The sequence below is a fragment of the Cryobacterium sp. Hz7 genome (assembly GCF_004402815.1).
GTDB lineage: Bacteria > Actinomycetota > Actinomycetes > Actinomycetales > Microbacteriaceae > Cryobacterium > Cryobacterium sandaracinum.
The window spans coordinates 197178-217292 of record NZ_SOFB01000053.1; the positions used below are offsets into that span (position 1 = coordinate 197178).

Sequence of the window (20115 nt, forward strand, 5' to 3'; positions counted from 1 at the left end):
ACGCCCGAGCGCGTCATGCAGGAGGAGCAGAAGGCTGCCGCCGGCAGGCGCACGGCGTTGACCTCGGCGGTGCTGCATGGCCCGAGCGGCCACCTCGTGGGATTCACCGAGCTGGAGGTGCCGGCGGAGTCCCGCCGCTCGGTCAGCCAGGAGGACACTCTGGTGCTGCGCGAGCACCGCGGCCGCCGGTTGGGGATGCTGCTGAAGATGGCGAACCTCGAGCTGCTCGCGGCGAAGCGCCCCGGGCATCCGTCGGTGATGACCTATAACGCTGAGGAGAGCCGGCACATGCTCACGGTCAACGAGGCCATCGGCTTCGTGCCGCTTGGTTACGAGGGAGCCTGGCGCCGCGACGCCCTCTAACCCGGCCCTCCGGCCCTCGAGCCTGCCGAGCCCTGAATTTCCGAACCCTGAGTCCCAGAGCCAAAGACCCAGATCCCAAGACCCGACAACCAAAAGCCCAAAGCCAAAGCCAAAGCCAAAAAACAAAAGACCGCAAAGCCAGCAAAGAGGGCAAAGCCGGCACACGTAGCTGAGGCGAAGGGCGGCGACCGCCGAACACCCGGCCCTGATCGGCCTCGCCGGCGATCGTCAGCAGCTGCACGAGGGCATCGGCGGCGATCTGGTCCGTGGTGCGGGGGTCGTCCTGCATGCGTGTGGCCCACGCGGCTTTCGCCTTGTCGACGAAGCGCACCCCGCCGCGGCGAGGGCTGGTGATCGAGTCGAAGACGGAGAGCACGAACTCGCCGTCTTCGGTCGCGAAGAGGCCATTCAGACGCACCTTGCCGTTGCCGAGCCGGTAGACCTTCAGGAACCGGTCGTCGTGGGCCTGCTTCTCCCAGGCGGCAATGCCGGCCTCGTCGAGGCGGTCGCGCATGCGCCGCGCCAGTCTGAAGACCTGGTCCGTGTTCAGCGTCGACGCCTCGACGAGAAGCAGGGGTCAGGGCTTCGGTGAGCTTGTCGGCGGTGACCGTCGCGGCGATCTGGCCGAGACCAAAACGGATCGACTCGGCCGCGTCGACGGAGAGAGCGCCACTGGTGACCGCGCGGGCGATCGGCGCTTGCCAGGGCACCTTCGCAACGAACTCCGCGACCTCGGCGGCATCAGCGTCCGGCGACTCCACGGCCGCCTCGACGCGCGCCTGCGCCGCCTCGGCACCGGCCATCATCGTGCCGACCGAGACCAGTTTGAACGCGTCGGTCTTGGTCGAGCCCGTCACCTTTTGGATCAGCGCCTCGGGCGAGAGGAATCCCTGCTGCGCGGCCAGACCTGAATGGCCGAGTTCGAACCGGGACCGCCGGGCGATGGTCGCCGCCATCCACGCGGATCGCGTGTCGAGGAGGCGGCGGGCGGCCGCGATCTGCTTCTGACCGGCCAGCACCTCGGCGTCGGCGAGGTGCTCCTAGTCGGCGCAGGAGGAGTCCAGGCGGGCGACGGCATCCGTTGCCGCTCTGAGGTCATCTGCGGCGGTTGTCATGGTCCGCGGTTAGCAAAGATGGTGATTGAAGTTGAGAGTTATTCACTTGATATTCAAAAGAGTTTCGTATTTTTGTTCAACAGTCAGGCTTCTCGCGGGCAGCGAGCCTCAGCGCAGCCGTTGGCATCGCGGGCAGAGGTGTGAACTGCGGTTCATGAACTGCTGCCGCACGAGCAGTGTGCCGCAGCGGGGGCACGGTAGACCCTGCCGGCCGTACGTGTTGAGGCGGTGCGAAAAATATCCGGACTGACCATTCACGTTCACGTATTGCGCATCGAAACTGGTGCCGCCCTCGGCCAGGGCCCGGTTCAGGATGCTGCGGACCGCGCCGAGCAGCGCCCGCCCCTTCGCGGGCGACAGGGAGTCTGCCGGCTGCTCGTAGTGCACCCGGGCCTCAAAAAGGGCCTCGTCGGCGTAGATGTTCCCGATGCCGCTGATCAGGGTCTGGTCGAGCAGGGCGCGCTTGATCCCGGTCTTCTTGCGGGCCAGGGCAGCCAGGAAGAGCGGCGCCGAGAAGCCCGGATCCAGCGGGTCGCGCGCGATGTGCGCCACCTGCGACGGGATCAGCCCCGACCAGCCCAGGCCCGAACCGGCTAGTCCGTCCGCCCCGGTCGCGCCGCCTGCGAGCCCGGAGTACCCGGCCGTCAGCCCGTCGCGGGTGGGCTGCATCGAGTCCACGGCCATACTGCCGAAGATGCGCTGGTCGACGAAGTTGACCCACAGCTCGCCGTGTTCCGGGTGCTCGATCTGCAAACGGATGCGCAGGTGCCGGTCCGTATCCGATCCGGGGCTGCGCAGCAGCACCTGACCACTCATTCCGAGGTGCACGACCAGGGCGCGCCCGGAATCCAGCGGCAGCCAGAGGAACTTACCCCGGCGGACGGCGGCGACCACGCCCCGGCTCTGCAACAGGTCGGCGAAATGCCCGCTCGCGGAGTCATGGCGACGCAGGGATCGTGGCTCGAAGACCTCGACACCGACGATCACGGCGCCGGTTACGGCCGGCGCCAGGCCGGCGCGAACGACCTCCACTTCAGGAAGTTCGGGCATGCGAGCCTTTCAGCGTCACGGCCTGACAGCAGCTCAGGGAGCGCTGAGGCGCGTCCAGGCGTCGAGTGCGGCGGCCATCTCGGCGTGCTTCTTGCTCGTGCCCTCGCCGACCGCACTGACCTCACCCACGGTGACGGTGGCGATGAAGATCTTGGAGTGATCGGGTCCGCTTTCCGCGATGGAATACACGGGAACCCCGGTGCCCAGGCGAGCCGCGGCTTCCTGCAGGCTCGTCTTGGGGTCCATGGACACTCCGAAGTGCCCTGGGTCACGGAGGAGCGGCTCGATCAGGCGCAGCACGAGCGCCGTCGCCGTCTCTCCGCCGGAGTCGAGGTAGACCGCTCCGATGAGCGCCTCGACGGTGTCGGCAAGGATCGACGACTTGTCACGCCCATTGGTGAGGATCTCGCCGCGGCCGAGGCGCACGTACGCACCCAAGCCGATGCCGCGCGCGATGCCCGCCAGGGCAACGCTCGACACCAGGCTGGCCCGGCGCTTGGCAAGGTCACCCTCGTCGAGCTGCGTGTACTCCCGATAGAGCATGACCGTCACGGCCTGCCCCAGAATCGAGTCGCCGAGAAATTCGAGGCGCTCATTATTGGGTATGCCGCCGTGCTCGTACGCGTACGAGCGGTGGGTGAGAGAGAGCTCAAGCAAGGCCGGGTCGATCTGCACGCCGAGAGTCGCCAGCAAGGACGAAACCTCGGGATCGACGCTCACGAGTGCCGGCTCAGCGAGTGCGCGCCGGGCAGATGCCGACCGAAAACACTGATGCCGCGACTCAACGGAACGGGACCCTGAATCGGGACTCCCGGCATCCGTCGGCGCGGCATCAGGCGTTCGAGCACGACGAGACTAAACGTCGGCGACCTTGCGGCCCTTGTATTCCATGAACAGCGCCGTGCCGGCTGCGTCGGTGACGACCTTGGCGCGGTGCGGCAGGCTGTAGACAACTTTGCCGTTTTCCATGGTCTTGACCAGGGTGGGCGCTTCGGCCTTCCAGCAGGAACGACGTGAACGGGTGTTGGAGCGTGATTGCTTGCGCTTCGGGACTGCCATGACTACTTCTCTTCTCTATCCGTTTCAGCCTGGATGTCTTCATCCGTGCCGCTGCTTTCGGAAGCTTGGAATTCCATGAGCGCGGCCCACCGGGGATCGCGCTTTTCTTCGGGTAGGAACTCAGGGGCCTCGGCAAGCCGTTCACCGGTCTCGGGGTCGAGACCTGGGCAATCCGGCCGGCAAACCGGCTGGAACGGCAGTGACAACACCACCGCATCCCTGATCAGAGGTTCAAGATCCACGTGGTCATCTTGAACTTCACTTTCATAAGCTTCGTCTAGAGAGTACGCGAAAAGCTCGTGAAACTCGACTTGGACCGGCAATTCGACGTCGATGAGGCATCTGCCGCACTCTCCGGCGGCGATTCCGGACACCTGGGCCGACACGAGGATGCCCTCGTGCAGGGTTTCGAGGCGCAGGTTCGCGATCACGGTAGAGCCGGCCTTCACGGCGACCAGGCTCTCGCCGAGGTCTCCCGGCACGACGATTTCGAGGTGTCGTTCGTGCATGGTGCCCGGGCGGTTGATCAGGTCGCGCACATCGACCTTGTACGGGGTCTTCTTGAATCTACTCACGAGGGAAGATTCTACGCGTTCACGGCTGGGCGTCCGATTCGTCGCTCGCCGGGGCGCCAGAGCGATGCCGGCAGCAGCGTCGCCCGCACCCACAGGCGCCAGCCCGACACCGAATGGATGCCGCGGAGCACCACGTCGAGGTCGGCCACGCGTTCCGCCGCCCGCGCGGACTGCGCGTCGTCACCCGGTCGCCCGTAGTGGCTGCGCTCCGCTCCCACGAGGAGCCGGTCGAGGGCCTCGGCCGCGGCTCCCCCGCCCGGATCGGCGCCCTCCGTAACGCTCTCGGTACCGCCTACCGAGCCGATGAGAACCCGGAGCCGCGCGGCGAGCTCGCGCGGCGTCTCGGTCTCCCGCACGAAGACGCCATGGTCCACCGCCGTGTCGCTGACCTCACGCCACGCCTCCACGGCCCCGCTCTGCCCCGACAGGAGGCCCCGGCGCCGCAGCATCCGCCGGGTCACCCGGATGAGGGCCGGCAGAAGGAGCAGCGCGAACGTCCCGAGGACGAGCAGGCCGAGACGGATGATGCCGCCGCGCGAGTCCGCGGGCGAAGAAGCGTCGGCCTGGGCGTCAGCGGCGTTCTGGCCGCCGAGGTCCTCGGGGCGCGGCGCGTCCGACGGGCCGGCCTGGCCGGAATCAGTCAGCGGCACGGTGACGGCATTGTCCTGCGTGTACGCAGGCACGGCGCCGCGGCCGGGCGTGGGCTCGAAGGGCACCCAGCCGACGCCCTCGAAGTAGATCTCCGTCCACGCGTGAAGGTCGTGGGTGTCGACGCTGTACCGGCCGACCCCGGCGACGGAACCCGACGCGGACAGCGACCCGGGCTGGTAGCCGATCGCGATCCGGGACGGGATGCCGATCGAGCGGGCCATAGCCGCCATCGCCGAGGAGAAGTGCACGCAGTACCCGGTCTTCACCTCGAGGAAGGTGCTGACGACGTCAATGCCGCCACCGTCATAGCCGGCCTCGACGGGAGCCTCGGTGTCGTAAGCGAAGTCGCTGCCGCGCAGGTAGTCCTGCAGGGCCCGCGCGGCCTCGTACGCGCTCGTGGTGCCGGCGGTGACCTCACGCGCGGTGTCGCCGATCAGGGCCGGAGTCTCGGCTGGCAGCCTCAGGCTGCGCCGGATCTCCGCCGGATACGCACCCTCGGCTTCCCGCAACTGCTCCGCCGTCGGCTCCAACGTGAGCGCGGTGACGGTGTACTCCTGGCCGCGGGTCGTGTCGCCGGGGCTCGTGATGGACCCGGTCGCCTCGTTCCAGTACCAGGCGCCGAGCAGGCCGGTCACCGAGCGGGGCGGCGCCGGGATAGGCAGCCACCGGGCGGCCAGGTTGTCGATGCCGATGGTCGTGATCGTCTCGCTCGTCTTGATATCGGGTGAGAACCCTGGCGCCAGGTCGATGTCGTCTACGGCGTTCGCGCGGCTCCTGGGCGCCTCCCCGGCGGTCCAGTTGCGGCCCGAGAATTCATCGAGTGTCAGCAGCCGAAGGTAGGGCGGCCGAGTCGCCGTGGTGCGGAAGTGCAGCACCGGTTCGGCGTCCGGCCGGCGCAGGTCCTGACCGAGGTTGATCATGGGGCTGACACCGTTGGCGAACAGCAGGCTGCTGCCCGGGCGCGCGCGCGTGAGGCTGCCCCCAGGCAAGACGGGCGTGGCGACGCTGACCACGATTGCCGCCACTATCGCGACGCTGCCCACGACGACCGCTCCCTGAGAAGAGCCGGGCACGTGGCGCCGCCCGGGCGCGACCGTGCCGGGCCCCGCTACGACCGGCGGGCCGGGCAGGCTGCCGGCTCGGCGCATCCGGATCTCGACATGGAGGAGCAGGAGGTAGGCGGCGGCCGTGAGCACGAGGGCCTCCAGGTTGGCCTCGTGGCCGAGGGCAAGCCCCGGCACGAGCAGCGGCACCAGCACGGGCAGTCCGGCGAGCGCGGGCACGCGCAGGATGACCGCGAGCGTGTCGATCAGGATCGCGATCACGCCGGCGCCGGCGCTGAGCAGGAACAGGATGCCGGCGGTCGCCTCGGCCGGCGTCGATTGCTGCTCGATGGAGACCACCCCGGAGAGCGCCAGATCGCGGAACCGGTCGATCGTCTCCCCGGTCGGGATCAGCCAGAGCCAGCCGCTTCCGGCGCCGAAGAGCAGCGTCAGGACCGCCACAAGAACCCCTAATCCAGCGAGCGACCCGAGGAAGACGGGCAGGCCGGCGCGGCGGAACCCGGCGGAACCGAGCAGGACGCCGGCGGCCGTGAACGTCATCAGCCACCACCAGCCCGTGCCCTCGAGCAGCGGCCCGAGGCCGGCGTCGGCCACGACCAATAGCAATAGGAGTGCGAACGCGAGGGGCCACTCCGCCCGCTTGAGTCGGGCCGCGCGGGCGGAGGGGTCGCGCCAAGCGGTGCGAGTGCCCTGGTCGGGAGCGGCCTGGTCGGGAGCGACCCGGTCAGACGGCGTCATTCAGGGGCCTCCTCGCGCCGATGAAGTCCTCCCAGGCACGGGGGATGTCCGGGGTCTGGTGCACGGGGATGCAGCGCCAGCCGGCCTCGCGCAGCCGGCGCACGGCATCCGTTCGCACCGTGGGCAGCACGAAGGCCACCGCGGGGCGGCTCTGGGACACGAGGTCGGCGAGCTCGGCCAGATCCCGGTCGTCGACGGCGACGAGCACCGCGAAGGTCGGCAGCAGCCCGCCGGGCACCACGAGCGTGCTGAGTTTCGCGGCGGTCCCGGACTCGGGCGTACCGGGTTCGACGGATGCCGGGGGTCCGGGCTTCACTGCGGGGCCGCCGAACGTGTACGTCTGTTCTGCTTCGTCCTCGGCGGTCTCCGCCGGGTCGGGCGGGTCCGCCGGCTTGACCCCGGCCAGCCCTTCGAGCAGCAGCGCGACTCCGCCCGGCGGCAGGAAGACGGTGGGAGGGTCGCCGCGCAGGCCGCCGCGGCCGCCGGGTCGCCCCGGGGTGGCGTTCGCCTGACCCGGGCTCGCCAGTCTGCCGGACGAGCCCGAGCTGGGACTGGACAGGCTCGGTGTGGACAGGCTCGGTCCCAGCGCAACGAGGTCGAGCCGGTAGCCGGCCGCCAGCAGGTGCACCCCCACGGATGCCGCGAGCTCGACAGCCACCTCGAACGCCTGCTCGAGGCGCGGCCCGCCGAGATCGGTGCCGCTGTCGGCACCGGCACCAGTGTCGGCACCGACGACGGTCGGGCGGCCGCGGCGTCCGCGCAGCGCGGTGTCAAGCACGAGTCGGGCTCCGGGGTTGCTCTGCTCTTCCTCCTGCCGCACCATGATCGCGCCCAGACGGGCCGTGGCCGGCCAGTTCACGCGGCGCAGCGGGTCGCCCGGCCGGTACTCGCGCGCGATCAAGGGGTCTGCGTTGTGGTTCAGGTGCCGGAGCCGCTCCGGAACGTCGCCGTCGTTCAGGGTGCCGGTGAGGCCCCGGCCGGCCAGGGCGGTCACCCGGGGCGTCACCGCCAGGTCGTGCGGCTCCCCCACGGCCCACTCGCCCGAGGCAAGGCCGAACGGATCCGAACGCCCGATCAGCACCGGGCCCGTTGCGTAGAGACCCCGCCGGGGCAAGCTGAACCGGTACTCGAACCTCACGCTGTCTGCACCGGTGTCCGGGCCGCCCTCGTAGCGGTCGAGGGCCGGCAGCGGCGTTCCGGCCGGCACGGTCAGTCCGGCGTCGCCGGCGTCCCGCCCCCGCACGGTGTCCCGCAGATGCAGGCCCGCCAGGGGCCGGGGGGAAAGGTTCCGCACCCCGAGCCCCACGACGACCTCGCCGCCGGCCGGCACGACCGGTGGGCGCAGCATCCGGGTGACGCGCAGGCGCACCGGATGGATCGAGACGTACCCGAGGGCGGCGACGGGGATGGCCAGGAGCACACCGGCGATGAACAGAAGGTCGCGCTGGTTCGTCAGCAGGGCGAGCAGCAGAAGGCCGGCTCCCGCGGCGAGGAACATCCCGCCTCGAAGGGTGACCCGGGGAAACCGGACGCGCCGCTGCTTCGCCGGCATGGCGTCAGGGATGCCCGGTGGCACCGACGGGAACGGGGGTGGCCGCCACGATCCGGCGAACGATGTCGTCGACCACCGGGCCGCTGTCCTGATGGTGGCCGAGCACCCGGCTGCTCGCCACGAGGCGGTGCCCGAGCACGGCGACGGCGAGAGAGTCGATGTCGTCGGGCAGCACATAGTCCCGGCCGTGAAGCGCCGCCTGGGCCTTGGCCGCCCGGATCAGCTGCAGTGTGGCACGGGGGCTGGCGCCCAGGCGCAGGTCGCGGTCGTCGCGGGTGGCCCGCACCAGGCTGACCGTGTACTCCTTCACCGCGGGAGAGGCGAACACCCGCTGTACGGCCGTCATCATTCCGCGCAGCTGGGCGCCGGAGACGACCGCCTCGATGCCGGCCAGCGGGCTCGACGTGTCGCGGGCATCCAGCATCATCAGCTCGGACTCGGTGTCGGGGTACCCCATCGAGATGCGTGCCATGAACCGGTCCCGCTGGGCTTCGGGAAGCGCATAGGTGCCCTCCATCTCGATCGGGTTCTGGGTGGCCACGACCGTGAAGGGCAGCGGCAGCAGGTAGGTGGAGCCGTCGACGGTGACCTGGCGTTCCTCCATGCATTCCAGCAGCGCGGACTGGGTCTTCGGGCTCGCCCGGTTGATCTCGTCCCCGATCACGATGTTCGCGAAGATGGCGCCAGGCTTGAACTCGAATCGGCGGTCCACCTGGTTGAACACCGACACGCCCGTCACGTCGGAGGGCAGCAGGTCGGGGGTGAACTGGACGCGGCTGACCGTGCAGTGCACGGACTTGGCCAGCGCCTTGGCCAGCATGGTCTTGCCGACGCCGGGAACGTCCTCGATCAGAAGGTGCCCCTGGGCCAGAAGCACCGTGAGAGCCGTCGTGACGGCCGTGTGCTTGCCGTCGATGACGGTTTCCACATTGCGGATGATCGCACGCGCCGCAGCCTCGACGGCCGGAAGGTCCATCAGGGTCTCGTCGACCGTGTCGGCGACAGGGCCGCCCACGTTCCCGGCGAGCGCCGGAACGGAAACCGAGCGCAGGGGGGACGTATTCACACGCGTGTCTTCTGCAGGAACGCCGCCACGGCCGGCGGCACATACGGGGTGATATCGCCGCCGAGCGCGGCGACCTGGCGCACCAGGGAACTGGACACGTGGGCGTTGGCCGGGTCCGGCAGCAGGAAGATCGTTTCCACGGCGGCGAGGTTGCGGTTCACGATCGCCATCGGGGTCTCGTAGGCCACGTCCACCTGTGAGCGGATGCCCTTGATCAGCACGCTTGCGCCAACCTCCGTGCAGTATTCGACGAGCAGCCCCATGCCCCAGGAGGCCACCACGATGTTGCCCGGCAGCCCGGCGTCCAGGATGGACCGCTGCAGCAGGGAAACCCGCTGGCTGATCGGCAACAGAGCCGTCTTGCCGGGGTTGTGCACGACGAGCACGTGCAGTTCGTCGAAGAGACCGGACGCCCGTTCAATCACGTCGAGATGACCCCGCGTGACGGGGTCGAATGAACCGGGGACGACGGCGATCCTGCGCATAGCGATCACCCTAGCCCCAGTGCGTGAACGGTGCCTGAGCGCGCTCCGATCCTGCTGTCAGGACTTGGTGAGCGAGGCCCGCTCCGCGTCGTCGAGGCGCCGCCGCACCGCCTCCCGCAACGCCGGGACCGATTCGAGGTGCGGGTCGTGCTCGCTCAGGCGCTGCGCATGGCCTCTGGCCTCCCCGATCAGGTCGCCGTCGGTCGCCACCCTCAGCAGGCGCAGCGAAGAGCGGCCCCCGGACTGGTTGCTGCCGAGCACATCGCCCTCCCGGCGCAGCTCCAGGTCGACCTGGGCCAACTCGAACCCGTCGAGGGTGGCAGCGACAGCCTCGACTCGCTCGCGCGCGATGGTTTCGGCCTCCGAACTCGTGACCAGGAGACAGAGCCCCGGCACGCCGCCGCGGCCCACCCGGCCGCGCAGCTGGTGCAGTTGCGAGACGCCGAACCGGTCGGCGTCCAGCACCACCATGGCGGAGGCGTTGGGCACGTCGACGCCGACCTCGATGACGGTCGTCGCCACGAGCACGTCGATCTCACCGGCCGCGAACGCGCGCATGGCCACGTCTTTCTCTTCGCTGGTCATGCGCCCGTGCAGCGGTTCGATGCGGGCAGAGGCCAGGGCCGGGTTACGACGCAGTTCGGCGAGCACCATTTCGACGGATGCCGGCGCTGCAGCCTCGGGATCGACCTCCGCGCCCTCCTCGAGCTGTTTCGGGGCGATGGCCGGGCACACCACGAAACCCTGGCGGCCCTGGGCGAGCTCCTCCGCCAGCCGGGTCCACACCCGGGTGACCCAGCCGGGCTTCTCGAACACAGGCACGACGAACGTCTCGATGCCCTGCCGCCCCTCCGGAAGCTCCGCGATCGTGCTCACGTCGAGGTCGCCGAACACGGTCATGGCCACGGTGCGCGGGATCGGGGTGGCGGTGAGCACCAGCACGTGCGGCGGCACGGCCCCCTTCAGCCGCAGCGCCTCGCGCTGGTCCACGCCGAACCGGTGCTGCTCGTCGACGACGACCAGTCCGAGGTCGAAGAACGTGACCTTGTCGCCGAGCAGCGCATGCGTGCCGATCACGATCTTGGCCTGTCCGGACACCACTCGGAGCAGCGCCTTGCGGCGCTCTGCCACCGGCAGCTGCCCGGTGAGCAGGGTGGGCATCAGCGTGCCCGCCAGCTCGGGGCCGAGCGACCGCACGATCGTGCGCAGGTGCTGGGCCGCCAGAACCTCGGTGGGAGCGAGGAAAGCCGATTGGCCGCCCGTGTCGGCGACGGTGAGCATGGCCCGCAGGGCCACGACGGTCTTGCCGGATCCGACCTCACCCTGCAGCAGCCGGTTCATCGGGTGGGTCTCGATAAGGTCGGCGGAGATCTCCGTGGCCACGCCCTGCTGGTCCGCGGTGAGGCTGAAGGGCAGGCCGGCGTCGAAGCGCTCGAGCAGGCCGCCGGACGACGCCACGCGCGGGGCGGAGTGCTGCTGCCGAGCGGCGAGCCGCTGCTGCACCAGGGCGCTCTGCAGCACGAAGGCCTCGGTGAACCGCAGGGTGTCCCTCGCACGGCGCCAGTCCGCATCGGTTTCCGGGCGGTGGATCAGCTCGAAGGCCCGGCCCTGCGGCAGCAGCCCGCGCTCGGCGCGCAGCCCCGGCGGGATCGGGTCGGGCACCGGGCCCACGCTGTCCAGCAGGATCGCGATGGACTGCGCGACCTGCCAGCTGGCCACGGTGTTGGTGGCCGGGTAGATCGCGACGGGCTGCTCGATCCAGAGTTTGGCGGCCGCGGCATCCGTGGGCATCTCGGGTTCGTCGTCGGCGCCGGGGCCGAATAGCTTGTAGGTCGGATGCGTGAGCTGCAGGTGGCCCCGGTAGTCAGTGACCTTGCCCGCGAACATTCCGCGCATGCCGGGTTGGAGCTGCCTGGCCCGCCAGGACTGGTTGAACCAGGTGAGACTGAGGATGCCGCGGCCGTCGGAGATCTTCACCTCGACGATCGACCCCTTGCGGGCTTTCATCGGGCGTTCCTCGACCGAGCGGATCTCCGCCACAATGGTCACGTTCTCGTCGAGCGGCAGCAGGCTGATCGACGAGAGCTCGCCGCGGCGGGCGTAGCGGCGCGGGTAGTGGCTGAGCAGATCGCCCACGGTGTGCGAACCGAAGGCCTTGCCCAGGGCGACGGCCGTTTTGCCGCCGACCACGGTGGCCAGCTTGCTGTCGAGGGTCACTGGGGCGAGAGTCTCCCCAGCCTCCGAATCGGTCATGTCTCGATCGTAGGCGGCACGTGCGACATGCGGCACCGCGTCGGCGCGAGTGCACCGCGACCGCGGCCGCCGACGGGCGATAAACTCGACAGGTTATGACGCGAATCGTCGCCGGGTTTGCCGGTTCCCTGCCCCTGGCGGTGCCCAAGACCGGCACCCGCCCCACCAGCGACCGTGTTCGGGAGGCGATCTTCTCCGCCCTCGACGCGCGCGACATCATCCGTGGCGCTCGGGTTCTCGATCTGTACGCCGGGTCGGGCGGGCTCGGCCTGGAGGCGGCCAGCCGGGGAGCGCGCATCGTGACCCTGGTCGAGAACAACTTTGGCGCCGCGCAGATGTGCCGCAAGAACACCGAGACCGTGCTGCGGGCGGCACCGGGGCGGGGCGCCCCGAGGATCAAGATGAGCAGCCAGGCCGTGCAGTCGTTCCTCGCGGCCACCGGCGAGGGGTTCGACCTGGTCTTCATCGACCCGCCCTACGACCTGGCCGAGACCGAGCTCGGCCACAACCTTGCCGCCCTGGCGCCGCTGCTCGACCCGGGCGCACTCGTCATCGTGGAGCGCAGTTCGCGCTCCCCCGAACCGGTCTGGGGGGCGGGCCTCGCATCCGACCGGCGCAAGGACTACGGCGACACGACCGTCTGGTACGCCTCCCCCGTGCTGCCGGCGGCCTGAGGCGGTCTCAGGCGACGGCGCCGTCCCAGCCGCGGTAGGGGTCCCAACCGGCCTGGTCGTGGGGGCGGCCATCCACCAGGACCGAGCCTGCGGCATCCGTCACCACGCCGACGGCGCGGAAGCCGGCCGGCAGCACGGCGCCCGGCGGGAAAGTGGCCAGCAGGCCGTGGTCCTCGCCGCCGCCGAGGGAACGCTCGACATTCTCGCCGAGGGCCGACCGGGCGAAGTCGATGCCCACGCCGCTGGCCCGGGCGAGGCGCCCGGCGTCGATGGCGAGTCCGTCGGACACGTCCAGCATCGCGGTCGCGCCGGCGCCGGCGGCGGCCGGACCTCGGTCGATGGGCGGCACCGGTGCGAGCTGCGCGGCGACCGCCTCAGGATGCTGCGCCCGCAGTGCGTCCGCCAGCGCAGCATCCGGAACACCGTTTTCGTCCACGGCGAGGCGGAAGAGCAGGTCCAGGCCTCGGGCGGCCTCACCGAGGCGCCCGGCCAGGACCACGACGTCGCCTGGCCGCGCCCCGGAGCGCAGCACGGGCTCGCGTCCCTCGAGGTCGCCGAAGGCTGTCACAGCGAGCGTGAGGGCGTCGGACGCGGACAGGTCGCCGCCGACGACGCCGCAGCCGGGGGCCAGCGCCTCGCAGCAGTCGCGCACCCCGTCGGCGATGCCCTCGATCACCGAGATCGGCGTCGACGGCGGGGCGGCGATCGCCACCACCAGTGCGGTGGGACGGGCCCCCATGGCGGCGACGTCGGACAGGTTCGTCGCGGCGGCCTTCCAGCCGAGGTCGTGCGGGGACGACCAGGCGAGCCGGAAATCCGGACCCTGGATCATCATGTCCGTGGTGACGACGTAGCGCCCGTCCGGGGCCCGCATCACGGCGGCGTCGTCGCCGGGGCCGAGGAGCTGGGCCGCGGAGCCCGGCAGTCGCGGGAAGATCCGGGCGAGAACCTCCCCTTCGCTCAGGTCGGCCAGCGTCGCACTCATGGGGATCATCGCGCCCGCAGAATTCGTCATGCTTCAAACGGTAGCCTGAATGCAATGACTCCCCGCATCCGTTTCCTCCACACCGGCCTCGCGCTCACGCTCGTCGCCGGTACCGTGCTCCTCACCGGCTGCACGGTGGTCGTGCCGCTGGAACCGGCCGCGGATGCCGTCAATCCCACCTGCGCCGACCTCATCGTTCGCCTTCCGACCTCGGTGGCCTCGCTTCCGGAACGTGAGACGAACGCCCAGGCCACGGGCGCGTGGGGCACCCCGAGCGCGGTCCTGTTGCACTGCGGCGTTGCCGTGCCCCCACCGACGACGCTCCCCTGCCTCACGGTCAACGGCATCGACTGGATCGAAGACGACTCGGATGCCCCGCTCTACCGCTACACCACCTACGGCCGTGACCCGGCAACCGAACTGGTCATCGACTCGGACAAGGTCAGCGGGTCCACGGTGCTCGTAGACCTGGCGCAGGCCGTGGGGAACATCCCCGCGACGGGCCAGTGCCTCGGCGCCGCGGACCTGCTGCTGCCGACCGACGGCGAGACGGTGGCGCCCGCTCCATAGCCCGCCACCCTGCCGCCCCGCCGTCCTGCTGCCCCGAGTCGACAGCTTTCGGGGGTTGCGGCCGCACGGACGAGTGCGGGTACGGAGTTGTCAAGTGTTACGTCTCATTTCGTTATGCCGCGACGTCTGGGAGCAGCGCCGCCGGCCGGCCCGTAACGTCGCTGGGGAGTCGCCGTCACACGGCGTGCGGCCTCTGATGGACGGGGACACGACATGCTTCTCACCGGACTCGGCCTGGGCGTCGCCCTGGGCTTCACCATGCAGCGGGGCAGGTTCTGCGTCACCGGCGCTTTCCGGGACCTGTGGCTCACGGGCAGCACCCGCTGGCTGACGGCCTTTCTGATCGTCATCGCGGTGCAGAGTGTGGGAGTCTTCGCCCTCGACGCTGCCGGTGTGATCACCCTCGACCCCCAGCCCTTCGCCTGGCTGGCCACGATCATCGGTGCGTTCATCTTCGGGTTCGCCATCGTGCTGGCCGGCGGATGCGCCACGGGCACCTACTATCGCGCCGGCGAGGGTCTGGTGGGCAGCTGGTTCGCCCTGATCTTCTACGCCCTCTTCTCCGCCATCTCGAAGACGGGCGCGCTGTCCGCTCCGGTCGCGGCGCTGCGCGGTATCACCGTGGAGGCTTCCACCATCCACGGCGTCCTCGGCATCTCACCGTGGGTGCTGGTCGCGGTGCTCGTCACCGGCGTCGGCCTGCTCGCCCGGCACCACCTGCGGCTGCGGTCGTCCCTGCCGGTCGCGTCGCTCCCGGCCCGCACGAGCGGCATCCGGCATCTCCTGTTCGAGAAGAAATGGGGCGCGTTCACCACCGCCCTGATCATCGCGCCGCTCGCCATCCTCGCCTGGCCGCTCAGCTGGGCAACCGGGCGCGAGTCCGGGCTCGGTATCACCGGGCCGTCCTCGAACATCGTCAACTACCTCGTGCGCGGCGATCCCCAGTTGATCGACTGGGGAGTGTACCTGGTGATCGGCATCCTGCTCGGCTCGTTCATCGCAGCCAAGGGCAGCGGCGAGTTCCGGGTGCGGCTGCCCGATGTCACCACCACCATCCGCAGCATCCTCGGCGGGGTGCTGATGGGCGTCGGAGCCAGCCTGGCCGGCGGCTGCACCATCGGCAACGGCATGGTCGACACCGCCACCTTCGGCCTCCAGGGCTGGGTGGCGCTGGTGTTCATGATCATCGGCACCGGCGCCGCGACGCGCCTCTTCATCACCGGGTCCGCGCGGGTAGGGGTCTCCCCCGCTCGCGTTCCGGCCAACCAGTAGCAACCCCGCAGCCAACCAGGAGAAAGAAGCCCGACATGGCACAGTACGTACTTGAGACCGACGGTCAGGTCTGCCCGTTCCCGCTCGTGGAGGCCGGAGCCGCAATCGAGAAGCTCGACCTCGGCGACGAGCTCACCATCAACTTCGACTGCACGCAAGCGACGGACGCCCTGCCACGCTGGGCGGCGGAGAGCGGCTACCCGGTCACCCACTTCGATCGCGTCGGGGACGCCCACTGGACCATCACGGTGCAGAAGGTCTGATCGCCGCGCCGGGCGCGCGGCTGGGCGGCTAGACCGCCAGGTGCAGCGCGGCCGGCGCGGCGCGGTGGGCGATCGCCACCTCGATCAGCTCATCAATCAACTGCGGGTAGGTGAAGCCACTGGCCAGCCAGCAGCTCGGGAACATCGAGATGGGGGTGAACCCGGGCATGGTGTTGATCTCGTTGATCACCCAGCCGTCATCGGTGAGGAAGAAGTCCACCCGCGCCAGGCCGGCGCCGTCGATCGCGTCGAACGCGCGGATGGCCAGGGCCTGCATCTGGGCGAGTTCCTCGGAGGTGAGGTCGGCCGGGCAGACCAGGTCGATGCCGGACGCACCGAGGTACTTGGCGGCAAAGTCGTAGAAGTCCCGCCCGGTGACCCGCACCTCGCCGGCGACGGATGCCCGCGTCGGCTCCCCAGGACGCCCCTGCAGCACCGCGATCTCGAGTTCGCGTCCGCGCAGCCCGGCCTCGATCAGAACCTTGCTGTCCTCGAGCAGAGCAACCCGCATCGCCTCGGCGAGCTGGTCCAGGGTCGACACCCGACTCACGCCCACGCTCGACCCTGCACGAGCCGGCTTCACGAACACGGGCAGCCCGAGCTCCTCGGCCGCCGCGAACGCCATCCCGGGAGCCTCGGCCCAATCGCCGGCGGTGATGGTACGCCACGGGGCGACCGGGAGGGCAGCCTGCTGGAAGACGGTCTTGGTGAAGTGCTTGTCCATTCCGAGCGCCGACGCGAGCACGCCTGAGCCCACGTAGGGCAGCCCGACGAGTTCGAGTAGCCCCTGCACGGTGCCGTCCTCGCCGAACGGGCCGTGCAGGATCGGGAAGACCAGGTCGACGTTACCGAGCGAACGATAGCCGGCGCCGTCACTGACGGTCAGCTGGCGGCTGAGGCTGCTCTCCGGCCACCGGATGCGGGTGCCGTTGTCGAAGACCTCCGGCAGTTCGTCCGCGTCCAATGTGAACCGGGCCGGGTCATCCGCTTCGAGCACGAAGGCTCCGTCACGGGTGATGCCGACCGGAATGACGTGGTAGCGATCGCGGTCAATCGCCGCCAGAACGCCGCCCGCTGTGGCGCAACTGATCGAATGTTCGCTTGACCGACCCCCAAAGAGCAGCGCCACCGTGAGCTTGTTCGTCATCAATCGTCCTTTCGCCCTGCGGCTCCGCTGAGTCCGTGGTCAGGTGCGGGGCGAGATCCCGCGGTTTCAGAGTACCGGCCAGCACCTGGCGGACCTGCTCAACGATGGGCATGTCCACCCCCTTGGCGCGGGCGAGATCGAGAATGGGGCCGACGGACGCAAGACCCTCGGTGGTCTGCTGCATCTGCTTGACGACGTCGTTGATGCCGTAGCCCTGGCCGAGGAGCCGGCCGGCGGTGTTGTTGCGCGACAGCGGCGACTGGCAGGTCGCGATCAGGTCGCCCAGGCCGGCCAGGCCAGCCAGCGTTTCCGGATGCGCGCCGTAGGCCACCGCGAAATCGGTCATCTCCACGAGACCGCGGGTGATGATCGACGCCTTCGTGTTCTCCCCGTAGCCGACGCCGTCGACGATGCCGATGGCCACGGCGATGAGGTTCTTCAGCACGCCGCCGAATTCGGTGCCGATGACATCCGTGTTGACGTAGGAGCGGAAGTAGCGGTTGCGGGCCAGCATGGCAACGGCCTGCGCGGTCTCGAGGCTGTTCGAGGAGACCACGGCCGCCGTCGGCTGTTCCTTGGCGATTTCCAGGGCCAGGTTAGGTCCGGAGATCGCCGCGATCAGGTCGGGGTTGATCGGCAGGATCTCGGCGATGATCTGACTCATGCGCAGGCCGGACCCGCGCTCGACGCCCTTCATCAACGACACCACGATGGCGCCGGGAGCCAGGAACGGCTCAGCCAGGATCAGGTTCTCGCGCAGCGACTGGCTCGGCACCGATACGAACACCTGCTCGGCGCCGGCGAGGGCCAGGTCGAGCCTCGCGGTGGCCCGCAGGCCCTCCGGCAGGTTGATGCCGGGCAGGTAGTCGCTGTTGCGCCGGGCCTCGGTGATCTCGCGGGCGAGCTCGGGACGGCGGGCCCACAGCACGACGTCGGCCCCGCCGTCGGCCAGGATCTTGGCGAACGTGGTGCCCCAGCTGCCGGCACCGAGAACGGCCACCCGTTTGCCTGGCTGAACCTTAGGCTTCAAAACGGCCGGTCTCTTTCTGATCGTGCTCGGTCGGGTTCCAGCGCTTGGACGGCGCCGTCTCACCCCGAAGATCTTCGAGCAACTGGGTGATGGCGGCCATGACGAGCGTGGTGGCCTCGTTGAGCGTCGCCGGGTCGAGGTTGCGGCCCCGGAACTGCGCCAGGTCGAGCGGGTCACCGATCTTGACCAGCACGGTCTTGCGCGGGAATAGGTTCAGCCGCTTCGAGTAGCGCGGCATGATCGCCTGCGCTCCCCAGTGGGCCACCGGCACGATCGGGATACCCTGCTCGAGAGCGATCCGCACAGCGCCGGTCTTGCCACGCATCGGCCACAGCGCGGGGTCCCGGGTCAGCGACCCCTCCGGGTAGACGACGACCATCTGGCCACGTTCGACCAGTCGCTCGGCCGCCTTCACGGGCTCGCTGCCGCGCACGCTGCCGCCGCGCTGCACCGGGATCTGTCCCGACTTGTGCAGCAGCCACCCGATCACCGGGATTTTGAAGACGGATGCCTTCGCCATGAACCGGGGCGCGCGCCCCATATTCCAGCTCATTACCCCCATCAGAAGCGGGTCGATCTCGCTGAAGTGGTTGGGCGCCATCACGAACGCCCCCGAACGGGGGAACTTCGCGGCGTCGGTGACCTTGTACCGCACGGCGAGATTGATCACCGGAAGGATCATCATCGCCAGCACCCAGAACACGGATGGCCGCCGGGTCTCCGAACGCTCCCGCCCGGGGTTCACGACGTCACGGGAGATGTGGGTCTGGGGCGTTGGATCGGACACGGACGCTGGATCGGATGCTGGCACAGCCCCATTATCCTTCGAGATCGAAGTCAGCCCCCAACAGTTGAAGCTTGGTGATGAAGTTCTCGTAGCCGCGGCTGATGATTCCGACGTTGCTGACGGTGGAGGTTCCCTTCGCGGTCAGCGCCGCGATCAGGTGGCTGAAGCCGCCGCGCAAATCGGGAACCTCGATGTCGGCGCCGGTCAGTTTCGTCGGCCCGGTGATCACGGCCGAATGGTTGAAGTTGCGCTGGCCGAACCGGCAGGGGTGCCCGCCGAGGCATTCCCGGTGGATTTGGATGGTGGCGCCCATCTCGACGAGAGCGTCCACGAAGCCGAAGCGCTGCTCGTAGACGGTCTCGTGCACGATCGAGACGCCGTGCGCGTGGGTCAAGGCGATCACGAGCGGCTGCTGCCAATCCGTCATGAAGCCGGGGTGCACATCCGTCTCGATGATGACGGGCTTGAGGTCGCCGCCCGGGTGGTAAAAACGGATGCCGTCGTCTTCGATGTCAAACGCCCCGCCGACCTTGCGGAACACGTTCAGGAACGTCAACATCTCGGGCTGGCGTGCGCCGCCGACGAAGATGTCGCCGTCGGTGGCCAGGGCCGCTGCCGCCCAGCTGGCCGCCTCGTTCCGGTCGAACAGGGCGCGGTGGTTGTAGCCCTCGAGGCGCTCGACGCCCTCGATCCGGATCACCCGGTCGGTGTCGACCGTGATGATGGCGCCCATCTTCTGCAGGATGTTGATGAGATCCATGATCTCGGGCTCGATCGCCGCGCCCTTGAGCTCGGTGATGCCCTCCGCGCGCACGGCGGTCAGGAGTACCTGCTCGGTCGCGCCGACGCTCGGGTAGGGCAGGGATACCTTGGTGCCCTTGAGCCCGTTGGGCGCGGACATCCGGATGCCGTTGGGCTGCTTCTCGACGACGGCGCCGAACTTGCGCAGCACGTCCAGGTGGTAGTCGATCGGGCGGTCGCCGATGCGGCAGCCGCCCAGATCGGGGATAAACGCCTCCCCGAGGCGGTGCAGCAGAGGGCCGCAGAACAGGATCGGGATGCGCGAGGAACCGGCGTACGCGTCGATCGCCGCGAAATGCGCGCTCTCGACGTCGACCGGGTCGAGCAGCAGTTCGCCGGGCTCGGCGCCGTCGGTGACCTTGACGCCGTGCACTTCGAGCAGCTGGCGCACGATGCGCACGTCGCTGATGTTCGGCACGTTTTTGAGCGTGCTGGGACTCTCACCGAGAAGGGCCGCGACCATGGCCTTGGTGACCAGGTTCTTCGCGCCTTTCAGTTCGATCCGGCCGACCAGGGGGATGCCGCCGCGGATGGTGATTCGGTCGCCCTGCAGCCCGACGGCCGCGCCCCAGTTCTGGGCGTTCTCGCGGTTCTGCGCGTCCGACCGGTTCTGGT

The 20115-nt window shown here is 69.5% G+C and carries 22 protein-coding genes; 7 read left to right on the forward strand and 15 right to left on the reverse strand.

The window, feature by feature from the left end; genetic code table 11:
* Positions 1–15 precede the first annotated feature (15 nt).
* Positions 16–363 (forward strand): hypothetical protein, encoded by a 348-nt coding sequence (locus tag E3N86_RS13590; RefSeq protein ID WP_134371597.1) that lies wholly within the window; start codon positions 16–18, stop codon positions 361–363.
* Here the strand turns inward: E3N86_RS13590 and E3N86_RS13595 are convergent.
* A complete protein-coding gene (locus E3N86_RS13595) occupies positions 299–877 on the reverse strand; it encodes a hypothetical protein (protein ID WP_241980499.1) in 579 nt (192 codons plus the stop codon). The genes E3N86_RS13590 and E3N86_RS13595 overlap by 65 nt on opposite strands.
* A gap of 28 nt (positions 878–905) precedes the next feature.
* Between E3N86_RS13595 and E3N86_RS13600 the strand changes: the two genes are divergently transcribed.
* Both E3N86_RS13600 and E3N86_RS13605 read left to right on the forward strand, forming a co-directional pair.
* Entirely contained in the window at positions 906–1274 is a 369-nt protein-coding gene (locus tag E3N86_RS13600) for a hypothetical protein (RefSeq protein WP_134512147.1), read from the forward strand.
* Entirely contained in the window at positions 1275–1622 is a 348-nt protein-coding gene (locus E3N86_RS13605) for a hypothetical protein (RefSeq protein WP_134512148.1), read from the forward strand.
* Here the strand turns inward: E3N86_RS13605 and E3N86_RS13610 are convergent.
* The 9 genes from E3N86_RS13610 to E3N86_RS13650 all read right to left on the reverse strand — a co-directional run bounded on the left by E3N86_RS13610 (position 1587) and on the right by E3N86_RS13650 (position 11971).
* On the reverse strand, positions 1587–2528 hold the full coding sequence (locus E3N86_RS13610) for an Fpg/Nei family DNA glycosylase (protein ID WP_134512149.1): 942 nt from the start codon (positions 2526–2528) through the stop codon (positions 1587–1589). The genes E3N86_RS13605 and E3N86_RS13610 overlap by 36 nt on opposite strands.
* 33 nt (positions 2529–2561) lie before the next feature.
* A complete protein-coding gene (rnc, locus tag E3N86_RS13615) occupies positions 2562–3248 on the reverse strand; it encodes a ribonuclease III (protein ID WP_134512150.1) in 687 nt (228 codons plus the stop codon).
* Between the two features lie 135 nt (positions 3249–3383).
* Entirely contained in the window at positions 3384–3587 is a 204-nt protein-coding gene (gene rpmF, locus E3N86_RS13620) for a 50S ribosomal protein L32 (protein WP_066596228.1), read from the reverse strand.
* 2 nt (positions 3588–3589) lie between these two features.
* Entirely contained in the window at positions 3590–4162 is a 573-nt protein-coding gene (locus E3N86_RS13625; RefSeq protein WP_104171681.1) for a DUF177 domain-containing protein, read from the reverse strand.
* A gap of 11 nt (positions 4163–4173) precedes the next feature.
* Complete coding sequence (locus E3N86_RS13630; protein ID WP_134512151.1) at positions 4174–6615, reverse strand: DUF3488 and transglutaminase-like domain-containing protein; 2442 nt, start codon at positions 6613–6615, stop codon at positions 4174–4176.
* Entirely contained in the window at positions 6602–8167 is a 1566-nt protein-coding gene (locus E3N86_RS13635; RefSeq protein WP_134371613.1) for a DUF58 domain-containing protein, read from the reverse strand. Before E3N86_RS13635 ends, E3N86_RS13630 begins: the two co-directional genes overlap by 14 nt.
* Before the next feature lie 4 nt (positions 8168–8171).
* A complete protein-coding gene (locus E3N86_RS13640) occupies positions 8172–9143 on the reverse strand; it encodes a MoxR family ATPase (RefSeq protein ID WP_104103531.1) in 972 nt (323 codons plus the stop codon).
* Positions 9144–9229: 86 nt separating this feature from the next.
* Positions 9230–9718 (reverse strand): pantetheine-phosphate adenylyltransferase, encoded by a 489-nt coding sequence (coaD, locus tag E3N86_RS13645; RefSeq protein ID WP_104103054.1) that lies wholly within the window; start codon positions 9716–9718, stop codon positions 9230–9232.
* A 57-nt stretch (positions 9719–9775) separates the two neighbouring features.
* Positions 9776–11971, reverse strand: a complete 2196-nt coding sequence (locus tag E3N86_RS13650; RefSeq protein ID WP_134371615.1) for an ATP-dependent DNA helicase RecG — start codon at positions 11969–11971, stop codon at positions 9776–9778.
* A 95-nt stretch (positions 11972–12066) separates the two neighbouring features.
* Here E3N86_RS13650 and rsmD point away from each other — a divergent pair, with 95 nt between their 5' ends.
* Positions 12067–12645, forward strand: a complete 579-nt coding sequence (gene rsmD, locus E3N86_RS13655) for a 16S rRNA (guanine(966)-N(2))-methyltransferase RsmD (RefSeq protein WP_134371617.1) — start codon at positions 12067–12069, stop codon at positions 12643–12645.
* 7 nt (positions 12646–12652) lie between these two features.
* Here rsmD and thiL read toward each other — a convergent pair whose 3' ends face one another.
* On the reverse strand, positions 12653–13660 hold the full coding sequence (thiL, locus tag E3N86_RS13660) for a thiamine-phosphate kinase (protein ID WP_233191531.1): 1008 nt from the start codon (positions 13658–13660) through the stop codon (positions 12653–12655).
* A 24-nt stretch (positions 13661–13684) separates the two neighbouring features.
* Between thiL and E3N86_RS13665 the strand changes: the two genes are divergently transcribed.
* The 3 genes from E3N86_RS13665 to E3N86_RS13675 all read left to right on the forward strand — a co-directional run bounded on the left by E3N86_RS13665 (position 13685) and on the right by E3N86_RS13675 (position 15735).
* Positions 13685–14200 carry a DUF3515 family protein gene (locus tag E3N86_RS13665; RefSeq protein ID WP_134371619.1) on the forward strand — a complete coding sequence of 172 codons (516 nt, stop codon included), beginning with the start codon at positions 13685–13687 and terminating at the stop codon, positions 14198–14200.
* A 213-nt stretch (positions 14201–14413) separates the two neighbouring features.
* Positions 14414–15472, forward strand: coding sequence for a YeeE/YedE family protein (locus E3N86_RS13670; RefSeq protein ID WP_104103039.1), 1059 nt, complete (start codon positions 14414–14416; stop codon positions 15470–15472).
* Positions 15473–15507: 35 nt separating this feature from the next.
* Positions 15508–15735 carry a sulfurtransferase TusA family protein gene (locus E3N86_RS13675; RefSeq protein WP_134371621.1) on the forward strand — a complete coding sequence of 76 codons (228 nt, stop codon included), beginning with the start codon at positions 15508–15510 and terminating at the stop codon, positions 15733–15735.
* A 28-nt stretch (positions 15736–15763) separates the two neighbouring features.
* On the opposite strand, the gene E3N86_RS13680 is transcribed toward E3N86_RS13675, so the two are convergent.
* The 4 genes from E3N86_RS13680 to murA form a co-directional block, all read right to left on the reverse strand.
* A complete protein-coding gene (locus E3N86_RS13680; protein ID WP_134341768.1) occupies positions 15764–16882 on the reverse strand; it encodes a D-alanine--D-alanine ligase family protein in 1119 nt (372 codons plus the stop codon).
* Positions 16785–17882, reverse strand: a complete 1098-nt coding sequence (locus tag E3N86_RS13685; protein WP_134512189.1) for an NAD(P)H-dependent glycerol-3-phosphate dehydrogenase — start codon at positions 17880–17882, stop codon at positions 16785–16787. The genes E3N86_RS13680 and E3N86_RS13685 overlap by 98 nt, the downstream gene beginning before the upstream one ends.
* 19 nt (positions 17883–17901) lie before the next feature.
* Entirely contained in the window at positions 17902–18597 is a 696-nt protein-coding gene (locus E3N86_RS13690; RefSeq protein ID WP_241973097.1) for a 1-acyl-sn-glycerol-3-phosphate acyltransferase, read from the reverse strand.
* Between the two features lie 133 nt (positions 18598–18730).
* A complete protein-coding gene (gene murA, locus E3N86_RS13695; protein ID WP_233191550.1) occupies positions 18731–20053 on the reverse strand; it encodes a UDP-N-acetylglucosamine 1-carboxyvinyltransferase in 1323 nt (440 codons plus the stop codon).
* Between the last annotated feature and the right edge of the window lie 62 nt (positions 20054–20115).